Here is a 24,302-nt window from a genome sequence, read left to right as displayed (position 1 = left end):
TTTCCACTGATAGGCCCAGGAGAAACCGCAATGACCCGCTTGTTCAATGAACCCGCAGCGTTTGCTGATGAGATGATCGAGGGCTTTGTTGCCTCGCACGGGCGCTGGGTCCGTCGCGTGAATGGCGGTGTGGCCCGCAGCACGAAGAGCACTCCGGAGACGGTGGCACTGGTGATCGGCGGCGGCTCCGGGCATTACCCGGCGTTCGCCGGGCTGGTGGGCCAGGGCCTGGCCCACGGCGCCGCGATGGGCAACCTCTTCGCATCCCCTTCGGCGCAGCAGGTTTACAGCGTGGCCAAGGCTGCCAACAACGGTGCCGGCGTCCTGCTGGGCTACGGCAACTACGCCGGCGACGTCCTGCATTTCACCCAGGCGCAGGAGCGCCTCCGCCGTGAGGGTATTGACTGCCGCAGCATCGCCGTCACCGACGACGTTTCTTCCGCTCCGCTGGCCGAACGGCAAAAGCGGCGCGGCATCGCGGGGGACCTGACGGTCTTCAAGGTCGCGGCCGCCGCCGCGGAGGCCGGTTACGACATGGACGGCACTGTTGAGATCGCCGAACGCGCCAACGACCGGACCCGGTCCTTCGGTGTCGCGTTCAGCGGCTGCACCCTTCCGGGCGCGGAGAACCCGCTGTTCACCGTCCCCGAGGGCCGGATGGCCGTGGGTATGGGCATCCATGGTGAACCCGGCATCGACGAAACGGACATTCCGACGGCGGATAAGCTCGCCGAGCTGCTCGTCAGCAAGCTCCTCACCGAAGTCCCCGACGGGCTTTCCGCGCAGGGTGCACGCGTCGTCCCGATCCTGAACGGCCTGGGCAGCGTCAAGTACGAGGAACTGTTCGTGGTTTACCGTCGCGTTGCCCAGCTCCTCGCCGAGGCCGGCCTGGAAGCCGTTGACCCGCAGGTCGGCGAGCTAGTCACCAGCTTCGACATGGCCGGCACCTCGCTGACGCTGTTCTGGCTCGATTCCGAGCTTGAAGAGCTGTGGAACGCCCCGTGCGATGCGCCGGCCTTCCGCCGCGGCGCCGTCTCGGCCGCTGCCCTGGAGGTGTTCGACGGCGCCGAACCGGCCGACGTCGTGCTTCCCCTGCCCGAAGCCACGGACGAGTCGCGTGCAGCTGCTGTCCGTGTCCTGGCCGCGCTTGCCGCCGCCAAGGGCGCCGTCGACGCGAACGTCGAGGAACTGGGCCGCATCGATGCGATCGCGGGCGACGGCGACCACGGCATCGGCATGGAGCGCGGTGTCCGGGCCGCGGTCGAGGCCGCAACTGACGCCGTCGAACGCGGTGCCGGTGCGGCCAGCACCCTGCACCTGGCCGCCGACGCCTGGGCCGACAGGGCCGGCGGCACCTCCGGTGCGCTCTGGGGCATGGCGCTGCGGGCCGTCGGGGACGCGATCGGGGACAGCAACAGGCCCGACGGCGGCGCTGTCGCTGCCGGAGTGGCCGGGGCCGCCGCCTCGATCATGGGCTTTGGCAAGGCCAAGGTGGGCGACAAGACCCTCGTGGACGTGCTGGTTCCGTTCCGCGACGCCCTGTCCGCCGCCGTCGGCTCCGGGCAGTCCCTCACCGACGCCTGGGGCGCGGCAGCCACCGTGGCCCAGCAGGCCGCCGAGGAAACCGCCAACCTGCTGCCCCTCATGGGCAGGGCCCGCCCGCACGCCGAGAAGAGCCTCGGCACCCCCGACGCCGGCGCCGTGTCCATGGCGCTGATCGTCCGCGCCATCCACAACACCTTCGCCGAGGCGAAAGCTGCAGCAACCACCACTAAGGAGAACGCATGAGCGCCAAACTGCGCCTGATCGTCGGTTCCGACGACGCCGGATTCGACTACAAGGAAGCCCTGAAGGCGGACCTGGAAGCCAGCGAACTGGTCGAGTCCGTGCAGGACGTCGGAGTGGACGCCACCAGCCACACCCCGTACCCGTCCGTGGCCATCGCCGCCGCCGAACTCATTGCCGCCGGCAAGGCCGACCGCGCCCTGCTGGTCTGCGGCACGGGCCTGGGCGTTGCGATCGCCGCGAACAAGGTCCCCGGCGTCCGCGCCGTCACAGCGCACGACAGCTTCTCCGTTGAACGCTCCATCCTGTCCAACAACGCCCAGGTCCTCACCTTCGGCCAGCGCGTCGTGGGCCTGGAACTCGCCCGCCGCCTTGCCAAGGAATGGCTGACATACACCTTTGACGAGTCTTCGGCCTCCGCCGAGAAGGTCACCCTGATTAAGGACTACGAGGGTGTCACTTCCTGCTAATTCCTCCGCCGGAGCGGCCGGCGGTTCATCCCGCTCCACCCGCCCGAAGGCGATCATCGGCGTCAGCCTGAAGATGTACTTCGGCTACGAGCGGACCCTGGACTGGTGCCGGGACGTGGCTGACATCGCATCGGCCCACCCGGCCGTCCGCAGCGGCGACATTGAACTGTTTGCCCTGCCGGCCCACCCGGTCCTGCCCGAGTGCGCGCGGATCCTGTCCGCCGCCGGGGCCGCTGCGGGCGCCCAGGACATTTTCTGGGAGGACGAGGGTGCGTTCACCGGCGAGGTCAGCGGCAAGATGGTGGCCGAAACCGGCGGCCGGTACGCCGAGGTGGGCCACGCCGAACGGCGCCGCATCTTCGGCGAGGACGACGACGTGATCGGGCTGAAGACCGCAGCGGCTTACCGCAACGGACTCACCCCGGTGCTGTGCGTGGGCGAACCCGACCGCGGCACCGCGGCGGACGCCATCAAGCACTGCATCCGCGAGATCGACGGCGTCCTGAACCGGGCCGGAAGCCTCGGCACCGCCGGGCGCACCATCGTGGCCTACGAGCCGCAGTGGGCCATCGGTGCACCCGAACCGGCCTCGCCGGAGTTCATCAGCGAGGTCATCACCGGGTTGGACGCCCACCTGCGCAGGCGCGCCGGCCAGGAATCCAGCCGCGTCATCTACGGCGGCAGTGCCGGCCCCGGCCTCATCAGCCAGCTCGGCCCTGCCGTCGCCGGACTTTTCCTCGGCCGCTTCGCCCACAACCCGGCAGCCGTCTGCGACATCCTGGACGAAGCCGCGGTGCGCCTTGGCATCCTGGAGCCCGTAGGAGGCCTGGCATGAACGCCACTGTGGGCCAGGGATCTGTTGGCCAGGGGTCGAGGATCGGCCTGAGCAGCTACGCGTTCTTCTGGCAACTCTCCGACAAGGTGAGCAAGCCGCTGAGCATCCACGAGGCGCTCGAGCGGACCGCGGCGCTGGGTGTGGACCTGTTCCAGATCTGCGACTACGCACCGCTGGAAACCATGACCGACGACGACCTTCGCGCCGTACGGGCCACCGCGGACTCGCTGGGGATCAGCCTGGAGCTTGGCACCAAGGGCATCCGGCCCGAGCACCTGCGCCGGTTCCTGCACATCGCAAAGATCCTCGGTGCGCCGCTGCTGCGGACCATGTTCAACGTCCCGGGCCACACCCCCACGGCGGACGAGGCGGTGGAGATCTTCACCGAGATCCTGCCCGAGTTCAAGGCGGCCGGGGTGCGGATCGCGCTGGAGACCTACGAGCAGGTCCCCACGTCCCGGATCCTGGAGGTCGTGGAGCGCGTCGGAAGCCTGTACCTGGGCGTGTGCAGCGACCCGGCCAACACCGTGGCGGCCCTGGAGTCGCCCCGTGAGGTAATTGACGCCGTCGCACCCCATGTTTTGAACATGCACATCAAAGACTTTGCGTTCAGCCGCAAGGAGGGGTGGGTCGGGTTCACATACTCCGGCGCACCGCTCGGCGAAGGCCTTCTGGACTACGACTACATGGCCCGGAAGCTTCAGCCCAAACAAAGAAACATCAACCAGATCGTCGAACACTGGCTGCCGTGGCAGGACTCCGAGGACGAAACCATCCGCCTCGAAAACCAGTGGACCCAGCAAAGCCTCGATTTCCTAAGGAGCAAATGAAATGTCTGCAGAACAGTTGACCGTCGCCGTTATCGGAGCCGGAGGCAAGATGGGGATGCGCGTTTCCCGCAACCTTCAGAAGTCCGGCCACACCGTGTTCTACTCCGAGAACTCACCCGCCGGCCAGGACCGCGTCCGCGCCGAAGGCCGTGAAATCACCGCCACCGACGAGGCCGTCAAGGGCGCCGACGTCGTGATCCTCGCCGTTCCGGACACCGTCCTGGGCGTCGTGTCCGAAGGCGTCGTCCCGCAGATGAAGTCCGGCGCGATCCTGCTCACCCTGGACCCGGCCGCCGCCTACGCCGGCCTGCTCGCCAAGCGCGAGGACGTTGTCCAGGCCGTGGCCCACCCCTGCCACCCGTCCGTGTTCCTGGAGCGCACCACCAAGGAAGAATGGGCTGACACCTTCGGCGGCGAGGGGGCCCCGCAGAACGTCGTCGCCGCGATCGACGAGGACGCTTCCGAGGACACCAAGGCTGCCGCCGAGGCCACCATCCGCGTCATCTACGCCCCCGTGATCGACGTCCACTGGGTCACCGTGAAGCAGCTCGCCATCCTCGAGCCCACCCTCGTGGAGACCGTGGCCTGCATGATCGGCACCCTGCTCAACGAGGCGCTGCACGAGACCGTTCACACCGCCGGCGTGCCGGAGGAAGCCGCCAAGGCCATGCTCTTCGGCCACGTGCAGATCGCCCTCACCAACGCCCTGCGCGGCTCCAACCCGTTCTCCGAAGCCTGCGAAATTGCCATCCAGTACGGCAAGAACACCATCATCAAGGACGACTGGAAGAAGATCTTCGACGACTCCGAGCTGGACCACGTCATCGCCAAGATGCTGAAGTTGGACGCCGTCAAGCGCTAAAACCGCCAGCTGACCGACCGGTTTACGCTATGGATCCATCCGCCGGATGGATCCATAGCCGTTTAAGCGCCGCTGCAAAGATTTCCGGCACGTTAAATCTTTGCCGGCCGATCCGCCGTCGGACGTGCCCGGCCGCAATGTGACTTGAACGGCGGCCGCTTTTTACTGCCCGGCGGGGACCCCTTGCAGCATAGGGAACTACCCCGGCAAAGCAGCATGGCTTTTATGCAAACGAATGGATTAGTACCCTAGTTTTTCGCATTATTACCGGCCTGACCTCGTGTTTCTTCTCACGGGCCGTATCCTTGCGGCCTGCTTTCGGTCGTCAATAGCGTGGATAAGGACCCTTCGAACGAGCTAAGGACTTATATGCCCTCGCCAGCCGCCACGGATCCACAACCCATTCACCCAGGCCGGAGCCGGATACCAGTCCTGGCACGCCTGACCTCCGGCCTCCGCTGGGACCTGCCCGCGTCCCTCGTGGTGTTCCTCGTTGCCGTTCCGCTGTCGCTCGGCATCGCCGCGGCGTCGGGGGCGCCGGTCATGGCGGGACTGATCGCAGCTGCAGTGGGAGGCATCGTTGCCGGCAGCCTGGGCGGGTCGCCGCTGCAGGTCAGCGGTCCGGCAGCAGGTCTGACGGTCATCGTGGCCGGCCTCATTGAGCAGTTCGGCTGGCCCGTCACCTGCGCCATCACCGTGGCCGCCGGCGTCCTCCAAGTTCTGCTTGGCATGGCCAAAGTGGGGCGGGTGGCGCTTGCCATTGCGCCCGTGGTGGTGCACGCGATGCTTGCCGGGATCGGCATCATCATCGTCCTGCAGCAGCTGCACGTGATGCTCGGCAGCGAAGCCGGCGAAGCGGCGCTGCACAATATTGTGGCGCTGCCGGACAGCCTGGCCGCCGTGGATCCGCAGGCCGCCTTCCTGGGGGCTGTGGTGATCGCACTGCTCGTCGCGTGGAAGCACATGCCGTCCGCCGTCCGCCGCGTGCCCGGGCCGCTGGTGGCCGTGGTGGCCGCGACGCTGCTGTCGCTCCCATTCAATTCCGACGTCGACCGGATCACCTTCGACGGTTCTCTGCTGGACGCCCTTGCCCTCCCGCACCTGCCGCAGGGGGAGTGGACCGCCATCGCTGTCGGCGTCGTCACCATCGCCCTGGTGGCGAGCGTGGAATCGCTGCTGTCCGCCGTCGCCGTCGACAAGATGCACCACGGCGAGCGTACAAATTTCAACCGTGAACTGCTGGGCCAGGGCGCTGCCAACGTGACCTCAGGCATGCTGGGCGGCCTGCCGGTCACCGGTGTGATCGTCCGCAGTGCCACCAACGTCGAGGCCGGGGCGCGCACCCGCAAGTCCGCTGTCCTGCACGGCATCTGGGTTCTGGTCTTTTCCCTGCTGCTGGCGGGAGTAATCCAGCTGGTTCCCCAGGCCGTGCTGGCCGGACTGCTCATCATGATCGGCATCCGCCTCGTGAAAGTGGCCGACTTCCAGACCGCCCGCGTCACGGGTGACCTGGCCGTCTATGCCGCCACGCTGCTCACGGTGGTGTTCGTCAACCTGCTGGCCGGAGTGCTGATCGGGCTCGCACTGGCAGTGCTGCTGGTCCTGTGGCGTGTGGTGCGGGCCAGCATCCACGCGGAGCCACTCGGCGGAACCGCCGAAGGCCGCTGGCGCGTGGTCATCGACGGCTCCTGCACGTTCCTGTCGCTGCCCCGCCTGAGCAAGGTGCTGGCCGCGGTGCCGCCGGCGGCGCATGTCACGGTGGAGCTCGACGTCGACTACCTCGACCACCCGGTGCACGACACCCTGGAGGCCTGGCGTGTGCGGCACGTGAACAACGGCGGCAGTGTTGAGATCGAGGAAACCGGCACGGCCACGCTCCACGCCGCCGTGGCGGGAACTCCGGAACGCGGCTCGTCGCGCTCTGCGCTGCGCGGAGGCTTCGCACCGTGGCGGAGCTGGCAGCGGGACGCTGCGCCGTTGGGCGCGGAGGCAGCCGGGCATGTTCCGGCCCCGGTACGGTCGGTGCTTAATGGCGTGGACAGCTACCACCGCCGCCACGCCCACCTGCTGCGTCCGCACGTCCAGGAACTGTCCACGTTCCAGGACCCCGACACGCTGTTCATCACCTGCGCCGACTCCCGGCTGGTGCCCAACCTGATCACCAGCAGCGGCCCCGGGGACCTGTTCACTGTCCGGAACGTGGGCAACGTGGTGGGGAGCGACCGCCTCGAACCGTCCGTTGAGGCGTCGCTGAAGTTCGCCCTCGACGAGCTGTCAGTCACGTCGGTGGTGGTCTGCGGCCACTCCGGCTGCGGCGCCATGACTGCCCTGCTGGCCGGACCTGGCGGGGACGCCACGGACCAGAAGGCCGCAGATAAGAAGGCCGCTGACCAGAAGGCCGCTGACCAGGATCCAGGCCAGAGTCCGGAAGCGCAGGAGGAACGTTGCCCCGTCGAGTCCTGGCTGGACCACGGACGGCCGAGCCTCGAATCGTTCCATGCGGGCCACCCCGTCCAGGTTGCTGCTGAGGAAGCCGGGTACGGCGCGGTGGACCAGCTGGCCATTGTCAACGTTGCCGTCCAGCTCGAGCGGCTGCAGCAGCACGCCAGCCTGCAGGGCTCCGTCCGGAGCGGTGACGTCCATGTGACGGGCCTGTTCTATGACATCGCCACGGCCCGGGTCCTGCAGATCACGCCCACGGGCATCAGCCACCTGGATCCGCTGCCGCGGGCCGAAGAGCTTGCCCCGGCCTGACGGCCCCTAATCCACATCTGAACGGAGTACGCAGTTCGGCGGCCAGTCCCGACCGGCCGCCGAACTGCGTACCGCTGCGCAGAGACGAGTGCTGCTGGCAGCAAACACGGGTAGCCAACCCTCGTGACTCAAAGTGGACGGGCGCCGTTGAATGGTCTGACACACGCAGGGGTACAGAAAGCAGTGCAAGGAACAGCGCAAGCGAGGAGGAGACGGCATGGAAGGGTGCAAACCATGAGTTCCGGGCTGGCGTCAGCGATACAGTTCGCCGGGTCCCTGCCGGGGTCCATCCTGCTCACGCTGGGACAGGCCGTGGTGGTGGTGTGCGCCTGCTCCGACATGGTCCGTCTGCTCTCGGTGCCGCGTTCCCACCGGCGGTACCTGGCCAACACTGTCTTCCGCACCCTGGCCCCGCCGGCCATCCTGGCCGCCGCGCTCAAGGCGCTCATCGACGCGGCCTCCGGCGCCTGGCCGAACGTCACGGCCGGGATGTTTGTGCTGGTAATCCTGATCTACCGGTGGCGCACCGACACGGACGAGGACAGCTGGTGGAAAGGCAAGGGCAAGGCGCTTGGGCGGTGGTTCAGTAAGCGGACTTCATTCGGGTTGCGCCCCGCCCCGGCCGCGGCGATGTCCCTCGGCAGGCGGTCAGGCGAGCGTCAGCCGAAGGGGTGCCCAGCAGCAGCCGTCAGTCGTTGAAGAGCCCCGCCAGGTCCTCCGCGGTGAGCGCACCGCCGGAGAGCGCATCTCCCTCCATCACGTCGGCGAACAGCTGCGACTTCTTGGCCTTGAGCGCCATGACCTTCTCCTCGATGGTGTCCTTGGCCACCAGCCGGTAGACCATGACGTTCCTGGCCTGGCCAATGCGGTGCGTGCGGTCCACCGCCTGCGCCTCTGACGCAGGATTCCACCACGGATCGAGCAGGAATACGTAGTCGGCCTCGGTCAGGTTGAGGCCGAACCCGCCAGCCTTGAGGCTGATGAGGAACACGGGCGCCGCGCCGTTCTTGAACTCATTGACGACGTCGGTACGGTTCCGGGTGCCGCCGTCGAGATAGCAGAACTCGATGTTCTCCTCGGTGAGGCGCTCGCGGACCTTGCCCAGGAAACCGGTGAACTGGCTGAAAATCAGGGCGCGGTGGCCCTCGGCCACGAGGTCCTCCAGCTGCTCGAACAGCACGTCCAGCTTGCTGGACCGCACGCCGGACAGCGACTCGTCCACCAGCGAGGCGTCCAGGCTGAGCTGGCGCAGCAGCGTCAGCGACTGGAAGATCGTGAAGCGGTTCTTGTTCACGTCCTCGATGAGGCCCAGGATCTTCTGCCGCTCGCGCTGCAGGTGCGTCTGGTACACCTTCTGGTGCCGCGGGTTGAGCACCACCTCAAGGATCTGCTCCTGTTTGGGCGGCAGGTCCTTGATGACCTGCTCCTTGGTCCGGCGCATCATGAGCGGACGGACCCGGCGGCGGAGCTTGTCCAGCTGCCCCTTGTCACCGTTCTTTTCCACTGGCTTCTGGTAGTACTCGGCGAACCTCGAAGGGCTCGCGAACAGGCCCGGCGCCACGATGGAGGTCAGGGCCCAGAACTCCATGAGGTTGTTCTCCAGCGGCGTGCCGGTGATGGCCAGCTTGAACGCCGCCGGAAGCTTGCGGGCGCACTGGTAGGCCTTGGACTGGTGGTTTTTGACGAACTGCGCCTCGTCCAGCACCAGCCCGGCCCAATGCCGCCCAGCGTAGGATTCGTAATCGATCCGGAACAGCGCGTAGGACGTGATGACGATGTCTGCCCCGGCCAGGGCCTCGGCGGGGTCGGCCCCGCTCTTGGCGAACGTCTCGCCGACGGCGCGGACCGTAAGGCCGGGTGCGAAGCGGGCGGCTTCGGCCTCCCAGTTGCCCACGACGCTGGTGGGCGCCACCACCAAGAAGGGCGTGCCGCCGTCGTTCTCAGTTTTGGGTTCCGCTGTTGTGGCGTTCGCTTCCTTGGTGTCTGCTTCCTTAATGTCCGCGGCAGACGCGGCGTACTCCTTCGCCGCGCACATCAGGGCCAGCGCCTGAACCGTCTTTCCCAGGCCCATGTCGTCGGCGAGCACGCCGCCGAGGCTGTGGCGGTACAGGAAGCTCAGCCAGTTGTAGCCCTCCAGCTGGTACGGGCGCAGCTCTGCGTTAAGGGTGGCCGGCATCGGCAGGCCCTGGACGCCGTCCTCCAGCAGCCCACCCACGGCTGCGCGCCAGGCGGACGCCTGCTCGTCCACGATCCCCAGCTGGGCGAGTTCATCCCACAGGCCGGCCTGGAAGCGGCTGATCTGCAACGGGGCGTCCTTGTCGCCCGGGTTGTCCTGGAGACTGCGGGCCTCGTCAATCAGGGCCCGGAGCTGGTGCAGCTGCGGAAGGTCCAGGGAGAAGTACGCGCCGCTGGGGAGCAGCATCCGTGTCTGCCCCGCAGCGAGGGCGGAGAAGAGGGCGGCGAAGGACACCGGCTGGCCCTCGAGGGTGACCACGATGCCAAGGTCGAACCAGTCGCGCTGGTCAGTGGCCTTGGTGGAGATCGCCACCACCGGCGCCTCTTCGGCCTCCCGGTAGTCGGCGATGTCGCCCGAGGTGTCCACGTCGACGCCGGGCGTGTTCCGCAGCCGGGGAAGCACCTCCTCCGTGAAGGCGAGCGTGTCCAGCCCGCCCAGCTCCGCGGTGGCCGCGAGGCGCGGCGTGCCCCAGCCGCCGGTGGCGGATTCACCCAGCTTGGGCACCACGTCCCACGGCTGGCCCACTGCCTCCAGGATCCGGGCCTCGGCCGGATCGTCACGGTAGCCGTGGTCGCCGGGATGGCGCCAGAGCGGCTGTGCCGTGACGATGGAGCCGGACTTGTAGTGCCACTCCCAGTGCAGGCGCACGCGGTGGTCGGCGCCGTAATTCGCCAGCAGCGAGAGCGTCGGGAGGGCGAGCTCGGGCAGCTCGACGGATTCGTCCGCCGCCGTCACACGCGCGGCCTGCTTCAGCTTCGGGTAGAAGCCCGTAAGGAAGCGTCCCTCATCGCGTGCCGGGATGTGCAGTGTGCTGCCCGCCGTGACGAAGGCAAGCAGCTCCTCGCTCAGTCCGCTCTCCAGCGGGGCGAGGGTGATGGTCTCGTCCGCGGCGACCCCCGGCAGCGCGTCCCCGCTGGAGGTGAGGAAGATGCCGTGCGCCGGGCGCCCGATGGTACCCACCGACGCCGGATCAACCTCGGCGCCGTCAACGGTGATGGTGGACGCGAGCTCCAGGCCGCCTTCCTGCCCGTCGCTTCCGTAACGGCCCAGGTTAAGGCCCACCGCCGCCGGCTCCGCAGCCACCTTCACCGGTTCCTGGCCGCGGCTGTGCACCAGCGCGACGCCGATCTGCCGGGCTTCCTCCAACAGGCCCCACAGGTTTTTTCCGGCGAAGGTGTTCAGCCCCAGCCAGAGCGACGCCGACGAGTAAGAGCGGTTGGCGCCGCCGGTGTGCGCGGCGAGGAAGGTCTGCAGCCACTCCACATGGGCCTGGTTGCATTCGCGCTTGAAGTTCAGGTAGCTCAGGGTGTTCCACGAGACGTCGCCGCGGATCCATTTGCCCTTGGCCCCCATGATCACCGGGCGGGCCTTGAGCTGGCGGACGCTGCGGAGCGGATCCCGGCGGCCGGTGTAGGAGAAGTGCGGGGCCGGTTCCTCCACCTCGAACTGCAGGGCCAGGGGGGTGCCGCCGCTCTGCTGCGCGGGGCCGGCCTGCGAGATCAGGGGGCTGAGCGCCTGCTCCCAGTCCGAGAGCGCCGGCACGGACTTTTCCCGCGACACCCGCGAGACGTCGGCCGGGGACAGGAGCTGCACCCGCACGGCCGCGTTGTCTTCGGCCGCGAACAGCAGCGCGGCCACGTGCTTGCAGTCCTTGCGGACCGGGCAGCTGCAGACGCCCACCGTGCAGCTCCAGCCGCCGCCCTTCCGGACCAGCTTGGCTGTGGTGGAGTACGGCACGTCGGAGCCGCCGCGGATCTTGCCGAGCATCAGGCCGGTGGCGGAGTCGAACGAGATCCCCGAGACGCGGCCGCCCATGGCATAGGCGAGCCCGGCCGCCAGGGAGCGGTCGTTGATCGCGGGGGTCTGGATTGCCAGTGCCGCACTGTCGTCCGGTTGGGAAGGCATGGGTGCGCGCTACTTTCGGCAAGTCGAAAATCTGCAGGTTATCTGATCCATCTTAGTCGCGCGGAAGGGGCCCTCAAATTGCACAAACTTCGCCTGGCGTTCACTTCGTCCTCAACCTGCGGGCGCGGGCGGCGCATACGTTGAGAGAGTCCTGAGCACCACCGGCTTTCTGCAGTGAGGATTTCCCATGACTTCCAGCGAATACCCCGTTGTCCTGACCGTCGAAGGCGCCGCGGGCGGAGGCAGTGCAAGTGACGCGGAGATCGTTGATTCCAACGTTGCCGTGGTGAACTCCATGTACCAGGAGCTCCTCGGCCCGGGAGAGATCGCACCCAACGCCCTGCGCAGCTACTTCGTGGACTTCTACCTGACGCAGTCCCTGGGCGGCGGCTTTGCGCAGTATGTCTTCACCGCCCCGGACCGTGAGGAGCTTGACGCCTACATCCGCGAGGGCCTGGAAGGCATGGGCGCCGCCGCACACGTTGACCTCTTCAACCGCACCGCGGAGGCATTCGACGCCCTGTCCGAGGAGGAAGCCGACATCTACCTGGACGGCGAGGCCGACGCTGAGCAAGACGGTGAGCTCCCGGAACGCGTGCAGGCCATGGAGGACCTCGACGCCGAATTCGAATCGCTCCTTGAAACGGAGGACATCGTGGCCCTCAACGCCGCGTGGCTGAGCGGACAGGAAGGCCTGCTGGTCCTGGCAGACGACGAGCTCACCGCACACATCGCCAAGCGGGTGGCGGCGCTGCCGGACCTCGAAGAGCGGCGCGCCGAGGCCGAGGAAGAGGCCCTGGAGAACGCCCCCGAGTTCGAGGTAATCATCCGCGAACTGTGCGACATCGCCGGGTACCAGCTGCAGAAAATCACTATGGGCGACCCGAACTACAACCACAACGGCGAGACTGTGCTGGCGTGGCACTTCAGCACCGACCACGGCGACTTCCTGATGATCGAGGACGACGACGAGGCCTTCATGCTCAACCCGGAGACCAGGGAAATCGTGGCCGCCGTCGAGTTCGAAGAACTGGACGGCGACCTGGACGAGGACCTCGTAAAGGCGTAGCGCCGAGGGCAAACCGGGCGTGTGGCCTTGTCGGACCCCGGTCCTGCGGGACCCCTCGATGAGGGGTTCCGCAGCTTTTGGTTAAAGGTTTCCCCAGCGTGGCGTCCGGATACTGGCATCCTCTTCAGATCATGGACCTGAAGAGGATCACCTCGCTGGGTCTCGGCCGGGTGAAGTCTGGGGCCTTTGAGGGGAGCTTTCCATGAAACCTGCAAGAACTCGTCCGCGCCTGGCAGCCGCCGTCACAGCCGGCGCGCTGATTGCGCTGGCCGTTCCGACCACGGTTGTTCCCGCTTTCGCCGTCATCAGCGACCCGGGTACACACATCATTACCGTTTTCCCGGAACGGGATATGGTCTCGGCCGAAGGGTACGCAGCCGGCGACCATCCCACGATCCAGGTGCTTCGCGGCGGCGCAGTCATAGGCACGTCGTCGGTCCTGACGCCTGTGGATGGCATCGTGGAAGTCAACCACCCCGGCGGAGGATGCTGGGAAGGCACCACCCCGGACATCCGCCCGGGTGATGTGGTCCGTGTTCTGACGGCCCCCGACGTCGGTGACCAGACGTTCGTGGGGAACGTCACCGTCACGCAGCGGGCCACGAAGATCAACGCCAACACCGTGGTGATGAAGGGTACCGCTGTTGACGCCGGCGGCGGGCAGCTTCCGGCGGACCAGCTGGAGGCCAGGGTCGTGGCAGCCAACCAGTCGTTCGCACTGAACGGGCGGCGCACGCTGCGTGCCGGTGCCCCGGGTTCCGGCGAGGACGGCGTCGTCGTTTACGACGGGCCGGGCCTCACCACGTGGACGGCCACCTGGAATGGCCTCACCGGTGTTGGTGCCGACGGCCTGTCGGATGCAGACCGCGCGGCATCACCCACCAGCGCCGAGAGCCGGGGCATGTGGCTGGGACGCGACGCCGCGGTCGGCAACGAAGTCACCATTTTCGAGTACGGGGCCATCGGCGGTCCGGCCGGCCCGGAATGCGCGGCACCTCTGGCCAAGGGACCGAGCACACCCGACCTGACCGCAGCAAGCGACACCGGTCGTTTGAACACGGACAACATCACCCGCAGCACCACCCCCAGCTTCACGGGTGCCGTTGCCTTGCCGGACGCCGCCAGCGTCAACCTCTACATTGACGGAGTGGCCAGCGGTTCGGCATCGGTCGCCGCGAACGGCAGCTACTCGATCACGTCCAGCCGGGCGCTGGCCAACGGGCGGCACACCGTGACCGCCGGGGAGGTCAGCCCGGGCGGAATCGAAACGCGCTCCGTCGGGTCACTGGCTTTCACCGTTGACACCGTGGCTCCCGTTGTCACCGCCAAGGCTCCGGCCATCAACTCGCTGATGGTCAGCCAGACGGCCAACGTCACGGCAACCTTCAGTGAGCCGATTGCCGGCATAGGATTCGCGTCCTTCAACTTGAAGAACTCCGAAGGGGCGGTGATCGCGGCTCCCGTCACCTGGAACGCCACGACCCGTGTGGCCACTCTCAACCCGAACGTAACGCTCAACCCTGACCGGAAGCACACGGTAGCCGTGACTGCAGGCATTACGGACATCGCCGGCAATCCGATTGTCGCGAACTCCTGGGTGTTCACGACGGGCCCACGCCCGGTGGTGACCGCTAAGTCGCCGGCAGCGAACGCGACCGGGGTCAGCCGCACGGCCAACGTCACGGCGACGATTAGTGAAAGGGTCACCGGCGTGGCCAACGGCACCTTCGCCCTCCGCAACGCCGCAACGGGGGCACTTGTGAGCTACGCCGTCAGTTACAACGCCACCACCCGGGTAGCAACGCTGAACCCGAACGTGACGCTGGCGGCCAACACGAGGTACACGGCCACTATTTCCGCGAGCATCAAGGATGCCGGCGGGAACCCGCTCAGCGGCCTTTCCTGGAGCTTCACCACAGGAAGGTAGCCACGCAGCTTCACAGGACCTCCGGCCCGGCGCCGCCACCCGAAAGGGCAGCGCCGGGCCGGACCCACGTCCAAGGGTGCCGGGGCCACGCCCGCAGGTTTCCCTGGCCGAGCCTGCGAAGTTAGGGCGTGGTAGAGAAGGTGACGCTTGACACATGCAAAACGTTTTGTGTACTCTCGTTCACACCGAACCAAAACGTTTTGCAAAGGGAGTCGATGACGACGCGAGTAGGGATACGCGAAGTGGCCAAGGCCGCAGGAGTCTCAGTGACCACTGTGTCCCACGCCCTCAACGACGCCACCAGCTCCCGGGTCAAAGCGGAAACCCAGCAGCACGTCCGGGAGGTAGCCAGGAACCTTGGCTACGCTCCCAACCGGCTTGCCAGCGGGCTGCGCAACCAGCGCTCCCAGATCCTGGGCCTGGTCAGCGACGAGATCACCACCACGCCATTCGCCGGGGCAATGATCCGCGGAGCGCAGGACGCGGCCTACGAGCGGGGCTACGTGGTCATGGTGGTGAACTCCGGCCTGGACAGCGAGCTCGAGCACCGCGAAATCACCATGCTTCAGCAGCACCAGGTGGACGGCGTGGTGTACGCCCGGCTGTACCACCAGGAAGTCGAACTGCCGCCGGCGCTCTCGGGGATCCCCACCGTGCTGCTGGACGCCGTTACCGGGGACCCGGCGGTCTCCTCCATCGTCCCTGACGAGGTCGATGCCGCCGAAACCGCCGTCGAAGCGCTCATCAGCGCGGGCCACACGCGGATCGGAATGATCAACAACGTGGACGACATTCCCGCTACGCACGGCCGGCTGGAAGGGTTCCACAATGCGCTGCGCCGCCACGGCATCGAGCACGATCCGCGGCACCTCGTCATCGGGCAGCCGATAACTTCCGGTGGCCGTGAAGCGGCACTGGATCTCCTGGGCCAGCCGGACAGGCCAACTGCCCTGTTCTGTTTCAGCGACCGGGTGGCCATGGGCGCGTACCAGGCGGCCGCAGCCCTGGGACTGGCCGTCCCGGAGGATGTTTCGATCGTCGGCATCGACAATCTGGAGCTCATTGCAGACTCGCTGTGGCCGGGGCTGACCACGGTGGCCCTGCCGCACTATGACATGGGGCGATGGGCGGTCAACCGCGTTCTTGACGACATTGAGCACCCGGGGGCGCCGCCAAAACAGGTGCGGCTCGCCTGTCCCCTGATCGAACGGGGATCCGTAGGACCGCCCAGGTCCTGACGGCATTTTTCGTACACCTACCACCACCCTGTGTCCGCCTGAAAAAGGGACGCAGCCGTTGCAGCGGCCGCGCCCCTTCCGGACCCGGGGCCGATCATCCACGCGCAAAATCAGCAGAAAGACTGGACCTTCATGAACAAGCGATTCACACGGATCCTGGCCACCAGCATAGCCGCGGCGGCACTGATGGGCGGTCTCGCTGCCTGCGGCAAGGGCAGCGCGTCGGCCACGTCCGAGGGCGGCAACGAGATCACCATGTGGACCCACAACGCGGGAAACCCAGACGAGCTCGCGGCCATCAAGTCCATCGTCGAGAAGTACAACACGAGTGGCGCCGCCAAGGCCCAAATCAAGGTGCAGGCATTCCCGCAGGACTCCTACAACGACTCGGTGGTCTCGGCCGCCGCTGCCGGGAAGCTCCCGTGCATCGTGGACATCGACGGGCCCAACGTGCCCAACTGGGCCTGGGCCAAGTACCTGACCCCGCTCAAGCTTTCAACAGACCTGTCCAAGAACCTCCCCAGCACCGTCGCCAAGTGGGAAGGTGAAACGTACGCGGTGGGCTACTACGACGTCGCCCTGGCCATGCTCGCCCGCGCCTCTGACCTCAAGGCGGCCGGCGTCCGCGCGGCCACGGTGGAAAAGCCGTGGACCAAGGAGGAATTCCAGGACGCACTGACCAAGCTCAAGGCTCTCGGGAAGTGGCAGTACCCCCTCGACATGGGGACCGCCGGCACCGGTGAATGGCTGCCCTACGCGTACTCGCCGCTGCTGCAGTCATTCGGCGGAGACCTCGTCAACCGCGACGGCTTCCAGTCAGCGGACGGCGCCCTCAACGGCGACAAGGCCGTCGAGTGGGCGGCGTGGTTCCGCGGACTCGCCGACCAGGGCTTCATGGCCAAGAAGAGCGGGAAGGACTCCACCCAGGACTTCCTGAACAACAAGAGCGGCCTCGTCTACACCGGCTCGTGGGCCGCGGACAAGGCGCGCAAGGCGCTCGGCAAGGACCTGGCGGTCATGCCATCCGTGGACCTCGGCAACGGACCGAAGATCGGCGGCGCCTCGTGGCAGTGGGGCGTGACCAGCGGCTGTAAGAACTCCGAGGCCGCCATGGACTACCTCTCCTACTCGCTGAAGCCGGAAAACATCGCCGCCGTAGCCAAGGCCACCGGCACCATCCCGGCCACCGATGAAGCCGCGGCCCTGCTCCCGGCCTTCGCAGAGGGCGGCGAAAACCGGATCTTCATGGAGCTCTCCCGCCAGCAGGCCGTCATGCGTCCGGAAACGCCGGCGTACCCGTTCATCGCCACGGAGTACGCCAAGGCCGTCCAGGACATCCTCGCCGGCGCCGAGCCCAAAACTGTCCTGGACAAGGCGGTCAAGGCGATCGACGCCAATATCAAGTCCAACGGCGGCTACAAGAACTAGCCAGCCGCCGGACGGGAGGACGACGGCGGGCGGCACCTGCCGCCGTCGTCCTCCACCCGGCACTGACTGTCAACGGAGACTCCCATGACAACCACCCAGCTTCGCTCCCGTACCTCCGCCGATCCGGCGCCGGGCGGAACCACCCCGGCGGCAGCCCGCCGCAAGCGCCCCGGCCGCCTGCGTGAACAGCTCAGCGGCTGGGGGATGATTGCGCCGGCCGCGGTCCTCCTGCTCGCCTTCGTGTTCCTGCCGGCGATCCTAGGCTTCGGGCTGGCCTTCACGAACGCCCGGCTCATCTCCCCGCGGCCGGTTGAGTTCGTCGGAATGGACAACTTTGCCCGGCTCTTCACCGACCCCACCTTCTGGCGCGCGCTCCTGAACGTCAGCTACTTCGCCGTGGTGGTGGTGCCGGTGCAGTCCGGCCTCGCCCTGGCCATGGCCGTACTGATCAACAAGAAGTTCCGCGGCGTGAACTTCTTCCGCACCGTGTACTTCCTGCCCGTGGTCACGTCCATGGTGGTGGTCTCGCTGCTCTGGCTCTTCATGTACCGCAAGGACGGCCTGATCAACGAGCTGCTGTCCACGTTCAGCTTTGGTCTGATTCCAGGCGCGGACTGGCTGAACGACCCCGCCACCGCCATGCCGGCCATCATCGCGCTGTCCATCTGGCAGGCCGCGGGCTTCCACATGATCATCTGGCTGGCCGGGCTGCAGAGCATTTCCGGCGAGCTGTACGAGGCCGCCCAGCTGGACGGGGCAAGCCGCTGGCACCAGTTCCGGTACGTGACCTGGCCGGGCCTGAAGCACACCCGCAGCCTGGTCCTGGTGACCATCACCATCCAGGCCCTCGGACTCTTCGACCAGGTGAGTGTCATGACGCAGGGCGGCCCGCTCGACTCCACCACCACCATCATCTACGAGGCGGTCCGTTCCGGCTTCAAGCAGCAGGAGACTTCCTACGCTTCGGCCATCTCGCTCGTATTCTTCGTCCTGGTTCTGCTGATCTCCGCTGTCCAGCGCTACCTGACCCGAGAGAAGGACTGACGTGAAAAACGTGCTCCGCCTCAATTCGATCGGCGCCATGGCCGTACGCATCCTGTTCGCCGCCGTCGCCGCCTTCCCCATCGTGTTCATGCTCGTTTCCTCGCTCAAGCCGGACCAGCAGATCTTCGGCGACATGTCCTCGGTGGCGGCGTTCCTTCCCATCGGCAACATCTCGCTGGACAACTACACCGCCGTGTTCGACCGGGTGCCGGCCGCCCGCTTCCTCATCAACTCCGTCGGTATCTCTGCCGTGACAGTGGTGCTGGGAATCTTCATCAACAGCCTGTGCGCCTTCGCACTGTCCCGCATGCAGGTCCGCGGCAAGCGGGTCGTGTTCACGGCGATCCTGGCAACCCTCATCGTGCCGTTCCAGACGCTCGCCCTGCCGCTGGTGTGGTGGGTGAACCAGCTGCCCTACTTCGAACTCAACGGTTTCAGCCTGGAGATCTCGAAGGGCTGGCTGGACACGTACCAGGTGCAGATCATTCCGTTCATCGCCAACGCGTTCTCCATCTACCTGTACCACCAGTACTTCGAGTCCATTCCCAAGGAACTGGACGAGGCAGCCCGGATCGACGGCGCCGGCTGGTTCAAGATCTACCGCCAGGTGGTGATGCCGCTCGCCGGTCCCGCTACGGCCACGGTGGCCATCCTGACCTTCCTACCCGCCTGGAACTCCTACCTGTGGCCGCTCATGGTGGTCCAGTCGGAGGAGCTTCGCCCGGTGATGATCGGCATCCAGTACTTCTTCCAGCTGAACGTCTCCTGGGGTGAGGTCATGGCCTACGCCTCGCTGATCACGGTTCCCGTGGTGGTCCTCTTCATCGCGTTCCAGCGCTCCTTCATCAACAGCATCGCCTCCAGCGGTGTCAAAGGCTGATCCAGCCCACTTCCTAGTTCGAAAGCGAACCATGACTTCCCTGAATGCAACGCCCGCGCTCGACTGCCGCTACCGGCCCACATGGCACTACGCCGCCGAACGCAACTGGCTCAACGACCCCAACGGGCTGGTGTACTCCAACGGGGCCTACCACCTCTTCTACCAGCACAACCCGCTCGGCGACGTGTGGGGCAACATGTCCTGGGGCCACGCCACCTCGGCGGACCTGCTGAACTGGGACGAGCAGCCCGTGGCCATCCCGTGCGACGAGCAGGAGGCCATCTTCTCCGGATCAGCTGTGGTGGACAGTCTAAACACGAGCGGCTTCGGCGTCGGGGGAGTGCCGCCGCTGGTGGCGGTTTACACCAGTGCCTACTCCCCGGCGTCGCCTCTTGCCGGCCGGCAGGCGCAGTCCCTCGCGTACAGCACGGACGACGGCGCCACCTGGACCAAGTACGCCGGGAACCCGGTGCTGGACCGGGCGTCCGCTGATTTCCGCGACCCCAAGGTGTTCTGGTACGACGGCGCCGCCGGCAGCTACTGGGTGATGGCCGCCGTGGAGGCCGTCCGGCACGAGGTGGTGCTCTACAAGTCCGCCGACCTCAAGTCGTGGGAGCATCTGAGCACCTTCGGGCCGGCCAACGCGACGGGCGGGGTCTGGGAATGCCCCGACCTGTTCGAACTGCCCGTGGACGGCGATCCGGGGAACACCCGGTGGGTCCTCGTGGTGAACCTGAGCCCCGGCGGGATCGCCGGCGGCTCGGCGGGCCAGTACTTCCTGGGAACGTTCGACGGCGTGACGTTCCGTTCCGAAACCATGGTCACCGAGGGCCTGCAGACCGACGACAGCCGGATGCCCGACTACGGCTGGCTCGACTGGGGACGGGACTACTACGCCGCCGTCTCGTTCAGCAACGCTCCCGACGGCCGCCGCCTCATGATCGGCTGGATGAACAACTGGCAGTACGCGGCATCGACGCCGTCGCAGGGCTGGCGCAGCGCCATGTCCCTGGTCCGCGAGGTCCGGCTGGAGACCCGCGCCGGGCGCCCTGTGCTGGTGCAGGGCGCGGTGGATCCGTTCGCGGCTTCCGGGACGGAGCTGTTCGCCGCCGGGACGGCGCCGCTTGCGGAGGGGGTGCAGTGGCTGCCCGCGGAGGCATCGGGGGATGTGCTGCGCATTGACGCCGAAATCCGGCCCGGCTCCGCAGCCAAGGTGGGGCTGGTGCTGCGTGCCGGCGAGGCTGACGGTGTGCAGGAGCGGACGGTGCTGGCCTACTCCGCCGGTTCCGGGGAGTCGCTGTCCGGGGAGCTCAGCCTGGACCGGACAGCGTCGGGGAACGTCGGGTTCCATGCCGACTTCCCGTCGGTGGAGCGCGTACCCGTTTCCCTGGATGGCAGCGGCCTGCTGCGGTTGACGATCTTCCTGGACCGGTGCTCGGTGGAGGTCTTCGCCCAGGACGGTCTGGTGACCCTGACGGACCAGATCTTCCCCGCGGAGTCCAGCACCGCCGTCGGACTGCTGGCCGAAGGCGACGGCGCCACCCTGGTGAGCCTCACCGTCACCGGCTAGCTCGTACAAACTAAAGCGTTGCGGTCAGCTGTTTTGCTCGAGGGCCGTCTCCAGGAAGTCCAGGAAGTCTCGGTCCACCTGGTCCTCCGACGTGAGCCGGACCTTGCGGTCGAAGAAATCGCCCGCCCGGACCTTCACCGCCTTGAGGCGCTCCCCAATCTGCGCCTCAAGGCGGAGAGTAACGTCCACTGCTGTGCGGTTCGCCCGGGTCACCTGCGCGAACTTCCGGCGGCTGGTGTGCAGCGATATATAGCCTTTGCGCATCTGGATCTCCACGCCCGGATGGGCTGCGGCCCATGCCAGGAGGGTGTTGGCGATGGGCCGCAGGTTCGGATGGTCCCTGTACTGGCCATCAAGGAGTTCATCGGCGTCCCGCAGCATGAACTCGGGATAGCCGAACATCTCCCACGACACGGCGTATTGGGCGTAGCCGGTGATTCCGTGCTCGGTGCGCATCCATGCGCGCAGCTCGGCGTCGCTCTTCACTCCGGCGGAGTGTCCCCGCTCCGCCCACCAATGGACGTCGTGTCCTGACTTCCGCAGCAGCAGTGCCTGGTTGCTGTCCACCATGGACTTCCAGGTTCTTGCCGCTGATTTCAAATTGTGTGGATCCGCCATGCTCCGATGGTAGTGCCGGCACCTCCGTCAGAGGCGCCGGCCCCAAACCTGCAGGCTTACTTCATCATCGTCCCGTCGGGTGCCACGAGGTACCAAACGTTGCCGACGCCCTGGCCGGTGATGTCGCCGGGGGCCTTGTCCTTCTCCCACAGGTAGACGGGCATGCCATTGACCGTCACCTGCTTCTTGCCGTCGGGCGTATCAATGGTGCCGACCGTGCCCGTCACACCCTCGACCTTGGGGGTGTCCGTGGCAGCAATCACCGGAGGCCACTTCACGAGGCAGTCGCCGGTGCAGTTGCTCTTGCCGGAGTCCTTGACGTCCTTCGTGAAGTAGTAGACGCTCATGCCCTTGCTGTCCACCACGATGTCACCCTTGCTGGAGGACGCGGTCTTGAGGTCCACCATGGCGCTGTCGCTGGTGGCCGATGCGCTGGCGGTGGTTGCGGGCGACTCGGTGGCCGGGGCGGCCGCCGAGGTGGTGGTCGTTGTGCTGGATCCGCCGCCACAGGCCGTCAGTGAGGCGGCAAGGGCCATAACTGCGAGGCCAACGCTCAGTTGCTTCTTCATGTGCTGCTCCTTGGCTCGGGCCGGCAGACTGAGAGACCGGCGCTATCTGGAATGACGCACAAAGGTGAAGAATGGTTCAAAGAATCTGACGCTGGCCGAAATTGAACTTATCGGCGGCTGCCGGCGTCGTATTTGCCAAGAAGGCCGGTCCGCTCGGATCCGGCATTATAGGTCATTGCTGGGAGGCCGAAGGTGCCGCTGGATGAGGATTTGGTTGCAGCGATATACCGCGAGCACGGAACGGCGCTGCGCCGGTTTGTGCTCAGCGCCTCCCGCGACCCGCATCTTGCCGACGACATCGTGCAGGAAACAGTGCTTCGCGTCTGGCAACAGGCGCCCACAGTTACGGGCAGCATGCGCAGTTACCTTTTCCGGACTGCCCGGAACATCATGATCGACAACTACCGGAAAGCCCAGCGCCGGCCGGTGGAAGCCGAGGACCGTGACATTGCGGACCCGGAGGAAGCCACCGGGCGGGTTGACGACCTGTTGAACAAGGTGCTGATGGAGGAGGCGCTCCTCCGGCTGAGCGCGGAGCACCGTGATGTATTGGTGGCGCTGCACTACCGGCGGTTCACAGTGGGTGAGGCTGCGGTCCAGTTGAACATTCCGAGCGGAACGGTGAAATCCAGGGCTTTCTACGCGGTGAAGGCCCTGCGGACAATACTCGATGAAATGGGTGTGGAACGGTGAACGGCAAGGAAGTCCATGAGTTGCTGGGGGCATACCTGCTGGGAGGGCTCGACGACGCAGAAAGGCTGCGCTTCGAGGAACACCTTAGGCAGTGCAACACCTGCCGCAGTGAACTGTCGGACCTGGAATCCCTGCCTGGACTGCTGGATGCTGTGCCGGTTCCGGACGCCGTGGCGCTCGCCGTTCCGGCGGTAAGCCGGCCCGGCTCCGAAGCCGCATCACCTGCCCCGTCCCCCGTCCCCCAGCCGATCCTGGACCAACTGGCGGCACGCCGTCGTAATTCCCGACGGCGGCTGACGGCCCTCGTTGGGGTGGTGGCCGCGGCCTGCCTCGCCCTGGGGTTTGCGGCGGCGCCCCTCTTTGACCCCGCCGAGAAACCCGATGCCAGCTATTCGGTCAAAGCCGATACCGGCATGCAGGTCACGGTGGGAATGGTCAAGAAAACCTGGGGCACCGAACTGGCCGTCGACGGACGGAGTCTGCCCCAGAACGGCCGGCTTTCACTGTGGGTGAAGGACCGTGCCGGGGTTGCGGACCGGGCCTGCGCGTGGACGGCGACACCGAGCGGCAGGGTCCGGGTCACCAGCGCGACGCCGCTGCAGTACACGAGCATCGCCAGCGTCGAAGTGCGGAACGACCGGCAGCAGACCATTGCCGTCATTGCCGTGCCCGGCACCTGAACCGTCCCGCCTAAGCTGACCGCGCACGCCTGAGCTAGACCGGCGGACTCACATGTGGCGAGCTCACATTTTGGCGAGCCGCGCCCGCACCACCGTGAAGACCCCGTAGCAAATAAGTCCGGCGCCCACCGCGGCCAGCACGTACACGCCGTAGGGCTGTTCCCGGAGTGCGCGGAGCCCGCCGTCGAGACCTGTCGACTGCTCGGGGTGGACAGTGACGGTGGCGATGACCACCAGCAGGCCGGTCACAAACAGGGCGACGCCCTTGGCCACATAGCCCGCCATCCCGAGGGCGGTGACGGCTTTGCGCCCACCCGGGGTTGACGGCGGATTGATGTGCTTCTCGAAAGACTTTTTGAACCCGCGGACCGCGTAGATGACCCCAACGACGGCAACCGCGGCACCGATCAGCACCAAAAGCAGGACGCCGCCTGGTGCCTTCATCAGATTGACCGTGAAGTCACTGGTTGATTCCCGGTTGTCCTTGCCGGCGCCGCGCGCGAAGGCGGCCAGCGTGAATGCCAGCCCGGCATACACCACAGCCTGTGCTGCGGCCTGCAGTTTCTTGCCGGCCTTGTGCTTAGTGGGCAACCGCTCGAAATCGAAAATCGCATCACCGGCCTGCCACAGGGCCAGGGCCACACATCCGGCAAAGCTGCACCACAGAAGCACCGGCCCGGCCGGCTGGCTGGCAAGTTCTGCGACGGCGCCGCTCACATCCGCGCGGCCGCCACGGCCGCGGGCGAGCCCGAAGGTAATGAAGCCGACCAGGATATGGAGCACACCACTCACGGCAAATCCACCGCGCGCCAGCATTTCGAGGGGCTTTGAGTTCGTGACGTCCTCGGCCCTGCCGGCTGCGCTTCTGAGTTCTCGTTTGATGATCGTTCCTTCGCGCCGGCAGCTGCT

General features: G+C 66.7%; 20 protein-coding genes. 16 read left to right on the top strand and 4 right to left on the bottom strand.

The genetic code is table 11. From position 1 onward, the window contains the following. Positions 1-30: 30 nt before the first annotated feature. The 7 genes from ACHMXB_RS15630 (at position 31) to ACHMXB_RS15600 (ending at position 8,235) form a co-directional block, all read left to right on the top strand. Positions 31-1,788: a dihydroxyacetone kinase family protein gene (locus tag ACHMXB_RS15630; RefSeq protein WP_395399775.1), complete on the top strand. Its 1,758-nt coding sequence runs from the start codon at positions 31-33 to the stop codon at positions 1,786-1,788. Beyond that, complete coding sequence (locus ACHMXB_RS15625; RefSeq protein ID WP_395399773.1) at positions 1,785-2,255, top strand: ribose-5-phosphate isomerase; 471 nt, start codon at positions 1,785-1,787, stop codon at positions 2,253-2,255. The genes ACHMXB_RS15630 and ACHMXB_RS15625 overlap by 4 nt, the downstream gene beginning before the upstream one ends. Next, positions 2,239-3,090, top strand: coding sequence for a triose-phosphate isomerase family protein (locus tag ACHMXB_RS15620; protein ID WP_395399771.1), 852 nt, complete (start codon positions 2,239-2,241; stop codon positions 3,088-3,090). The genes ACHMXB_RS15625 and ACHMXB_RS15620 overlap by 17 nt, the downstream gene beginning before the upstream one ends. Beyond that, on the top strand, positions 3,087-3,920 hold the full coding sequence (locus ACHMXB_RS15615; protein ID WP_395399769.1) for a sugar phosphate isomerase/epimerase family protein: 834 nt from the start codon (positions 3,087-3,089) through the stop codon (positions 3,918-3,920). Before ACHMXB_RS15620 ends, ACHMXB_RS15615 begins: the two co-directional genes overlap by 4 nt. A gap of 1 nt (position 3,921) precedes the next feature. Further along, a complete protein-coding gene (locus ACHMXB_RS15610; RefSeq protein ID WP_395399767.1) occupies positions 3,922-4,782 on the top strand; it encodes a phosphogluconate dehydrogenase C-terminal domain-containing protein in 861 nt (286 codons plus the stop codon). 369 nt (positions 4,783-5,151) lie between these two features. Beyond that, positions 5,152-7,536, top strand: coding sequence for a SulP family inorganic anion transporter (locus ACHMXB_RS15605; RefSeq protein ID WP_395399765.1), 2,385 nt, complete (start codon positions 5,152-5,154; stop codon positions 7,534-7,536). 234 nt (positions 7,537-7,770) lie between these two features. Next, positions 7,771-8,235, top strand: a complete 465-nt coding sequence (locus tag ACHMXB_RS15600; protein ID WP_395399763.1) for a hypothetical protein — start codon at positions 7,771-7,773, stop codon at positions 8,233-8,235. Here the strand turns inward: ACHMXB_RS15600 and ACHMXB_RS15595 are convergent. Beyond that, positions 8,225-11,677: an SNF2-related protein gene (locus tag ACHMXB_RS15595; protein WP_395399761.1), complete on the bottom strand. Its 3,453-nt coding sequence runs from the start codon at positions 11,675-11,677 to the stop codon at positions 8,225-8,227. The genes ACHMXB_RS15600 and ACHMXB_RS15595 overlap by 11 nt on opposite strands. Before the next feature lie 187 nt (positions 11,678-11,864). Here ACHMXB_RS15595 and ACHMXB_RS15590 point away from each other — a divergent pair, with 187 nt between their 5' ends. The 7 genes from ACHMXB_RS15590 (at position 11,865) to ACHMXB_RS15560 (ending at position 20,833) form a co-directional block, all read left to right on the top strand. After that, positions 11,865-12,746 carry a hypothetical protein gene (locus tag ACHMXB_RS15590; RefSeq protein WP_395399759.1) on the top strand — a complete coding sequence of 294 codons (882 nt, stop codon included), beginning with the start codon at positions 11,865-11,867 and terminating at the stop codon, positions 12,744-12,746. A 202-nt stretch (positions 12,747-12,948) separates the two neighbouring features. Continuing rightward, positions 12,949-14,673: an Ig-like domain-containing protein gene (locus tag ACHMXB_RS15585; RefSeq protein WP_395399757.1), complete on the top strand. Its 1,725-nt coding sequence runs from the start codon at positions 12,949-12,951 to the stop codon at positions 14,671-14,673. Positions 14,674-14,888: 215 nt separating this feature from the next. After that, the gene (locus ACHMXB_RS15580) at positions 14,889-15,911 is read left to right on the top strand and encodes a LacI family DNA-binding transcriptional regulator (protein ID WP_395399755.1); all 1,023 of its coding nucleotides are present in this window, start codon (positions 14,889-14,891) and stop codon (positions 15,909-15,911) included. Positions 15,912-16,043: 132 nt separating this feature from the next. Then, positions 16,044-17,339 (top strand): extracellular solute-binding protein, encoded by a 1,296-nt coding sequence (locus ACHMXB_RS15575; RefSeq protein ID WP_395399753.1) that lies wholly within the window; start codon positions 16,044-16,046, stop codon positions 17,337-17,339. Positions 17,340-17,423: 84 nt separating this feature from the next. Beyond that, positions 17,424-18,383, top strand: coding sequence for a carbohydrate ABC transporter permease (locus tag ACHMXB_RS15570; RefSeq protein WP_395399751.1), 960 nt, complete (start codon positions 17,424-17,426; stop codon positions 18,381-18,383). A gap of 1 nt (position 18,384) precedes the next feature. Beyond that, a complete protein-coding gene (locus tag ACHMXB_RS15565) occupies positions 18,385-19,263 on the top strand; it encodes a carbohydrate ABC transporter permease (RefSeq protein WP_236805433.1) in 879 nt (292 codons plus the stop codon). A 31-nt stretch (positions 19,264-19,294) separates the two neighbouring features. Further along, the gene (locus ACHMXB_RS15560) at positions 19,295-20,833 is read left to right on the top strand and encodes a glycoside hydrolase family 32 protein (protein ID WP_395399748.1); all 1,539 of its coding nucleotides are present in this window, start codon (positions 19,295-19,297) and stop codon (positions 20,831-20,833) included. A 24-nt stretch (positions 20,834-20,857) separates the two neighbouring features. On the opposite strand, the gene ACHMXB_RS15555 is transcribed toward ACHMXB_RS15560, so the two are convergent. Continuing rightward, positions 20,858-21,451 carry a DUF5655 domain-containing protein gene (locus ACHMXB_RS15555; RefSeq protein WP_395399746.1) on the bottom strand — a complete coding sequence of 198 codons (594 nt, stop codon included), beginning with the start codon at positions 21,449-21,451 and terminating at the stop codon, positions 20,858-20,860. A 56-nt stretch (positions 21,452-21,507) separates the two neighbouring features. Beyond that, positions 21,508-22,020: a hypothetical protein gene (locus tag ACHMXB_RS15550; protein ID WP_395399744.1), complete on the bottom strand. Its 513-nt coding sequence runs from the start codon at positions 22,018-22,020 to the stop codon at positions 21,508-21,510. Between the two features lie 192 nt (positions 22,021-22,212). On the opposite strand from ACHMXB_RS15550, the gene ACHMXB_RS15545 reads away from it, so the two are divergent. Together ACHMXB_RS15545 and ACHMXB_RS15540 are read left to right on the top strand one after the other, a co-directional pair. After that, complete coding sequence (locus ACHMXB_RS15545; RefSeq protein ID WP_395399742.1) at positions 22,213-22,713, top strand: sigma-70 family RNA polymerase sigma factor; 501 nt, start codon at positions 22,213-22,215, stop codon at positions 22,711-22,713. Then, complete coding sequence (locus ACHMXB_RS15540; RefSeq protein WP_395399740.1) at positions 22,710-23,393, top strand: zf-HC2 domain-containing protein; 684 nt, start codon at positions 22,710-22,712, stop codon at positions 23,391-23,393. The genes ACHMXB_RS15545 and ACHMXB_RS15540 overlap by 4 nt, the downstream gene beginning before the upstream one ends. 63 nt (positions 23,394-23,456) lie before the next feature. Here ACHMXB_RS15540 and ACHMXB_RS15535 read toward each other — a convergent pair whose 3' ends face one another. After that, positions 23,457-24,185 carry a DUF1206 domain-containing protein gene (locus tag ACHMXB_RS15535; protein ID WP_395399738.1) on the bottom strand — a complete coding sequence of 243 codons (729 nt, stop codon included), beginning with the start codon at positions 24,183-24,185 and terminating at the stop codon, positions 23,457-23,459. Between the last annotated feature and the right edge of the window lie 117 nt (positions 24,186-24,302).

This window comes from Arthrobacter sp. UC242_113 (assembly GCF_044054585.1).
Lineage (GTDB): Bacteria > Actinomycetota > Actinomycetes > Actinomycetales > Micrococcaceae > Arthrobacter.
Note: the sequence above shows the minus strand (reverse complement) of the source record. Positions and strands in the feature narration are given on the sequence as shown.

Bases quoted from the DNA above. Each gene is read 5' to 3' on its own strand.
- ACHMXB_RS15630 (WP_395399775.1), top strand. From the start codon at position 31: ATGACCCGCTTGTTCAATGAACCCGCAGCGTTTGCTGATGAGATGATC.
- ACHMXB_RS15625 (WP_395399773.1), top strand. From the start codon at position 1,785: ATGAGCGCCAAACTGCGCCTGATCGTCGGTTCCGACGACGCCGGATTC.
- ACHMXB_RS15615 (WP_395399769.1), top strand. From the start codon at position 3,087: ATGAACGCCACTGTGGGCCAGGGATCTGTTGGCCAGGGGTCGAGGATC.
- ACHMXB_RS15610 (WP_395399767.1), top strand. From the start codon at position 3,922: ATGTCTGCAGAACAGTTGACCGTCGCCGTTATCGGAGCCGGAGGCAAG.
- ACHMXB_RS15605 (WP_395399765.1), top strand. From the start codon at position 5,152: ATGCCCTCGCCAGCCGCCACGGATCCACAACCCATTCACCCAGGCCGG.
- ACHMXB_RS15600 (WP_395399763.1), top strand. From the start codon at position 7,771: ATGAGTTCCGGGCTGGCGTCAGCGATACAGTTCGCCGGGTCCCTGCCG.
- ACHMXB_RS15595 (WP_395399761.1), bottom strand. From the start codon at position 11,677: ATGCCTTCCCAACCGGACGACAGTGCGGCACTGGCAATCCAGACCCCC.
- ACHMXB_RS15590 (WP_395399759.1), top strand. From the start codon at position 11,865: ATGACTTCCAGCGAATACCCCGTTGTCCTGACCGTCGAAGGCGCCGCG.
- ACHMXB_RS15585 (WP_395399757.1), top strand. From the start codon at position 12,949: ATGAAACCTGCAAGAACTCGTCCGCGCCTGGCAGCCGCCGTCACAGCC.
- ACHMXB_RS15580 (WP_395399755.1), top strand. From the start codon at position 14,889: ATGACGACGCGAGTAGGGATACGCGAAGTGGCCAAGGCCGCAGGAGTC.
- ACHMXB_RS15575 (WP_395399753.1), top strand. From the start codon at position 16,044: ATGAACAAGCGATTCACACGGATCCTGGCCACCAGCATAGCCGCGGCG.
- ACHMXB_RS15570 (WP_395399751.1), top strand. From the start codon at position 17,424: ATGACAACCACCCAGCTTCGCTCCCGTACCTCCGCCGATCCGGCGCCG.
- ACHMXB_RS15560 (WP_395399748.1), top strand. From the start codon at position 19,295: ATGACTTCCCTGAATGCAACGCCCGCGCTCGACTGCCGCTACCGGCCC.
- ACHMXB_RS15555 (WP_395399746.1), bottom strand. From the start codon at position 21,451: ATGGCGGATCCACACAATTTGAAATCAGCGGCAAGAACCTGGAAGTCC.
- ACHMXB_RS15550 (WP_395399744.1), bottom strand. From the start codon at position 22,020: ATGAAGAAGCAACTGAGCGTTGGCCTCGCAGTTATGGCCCTTGCCGCC.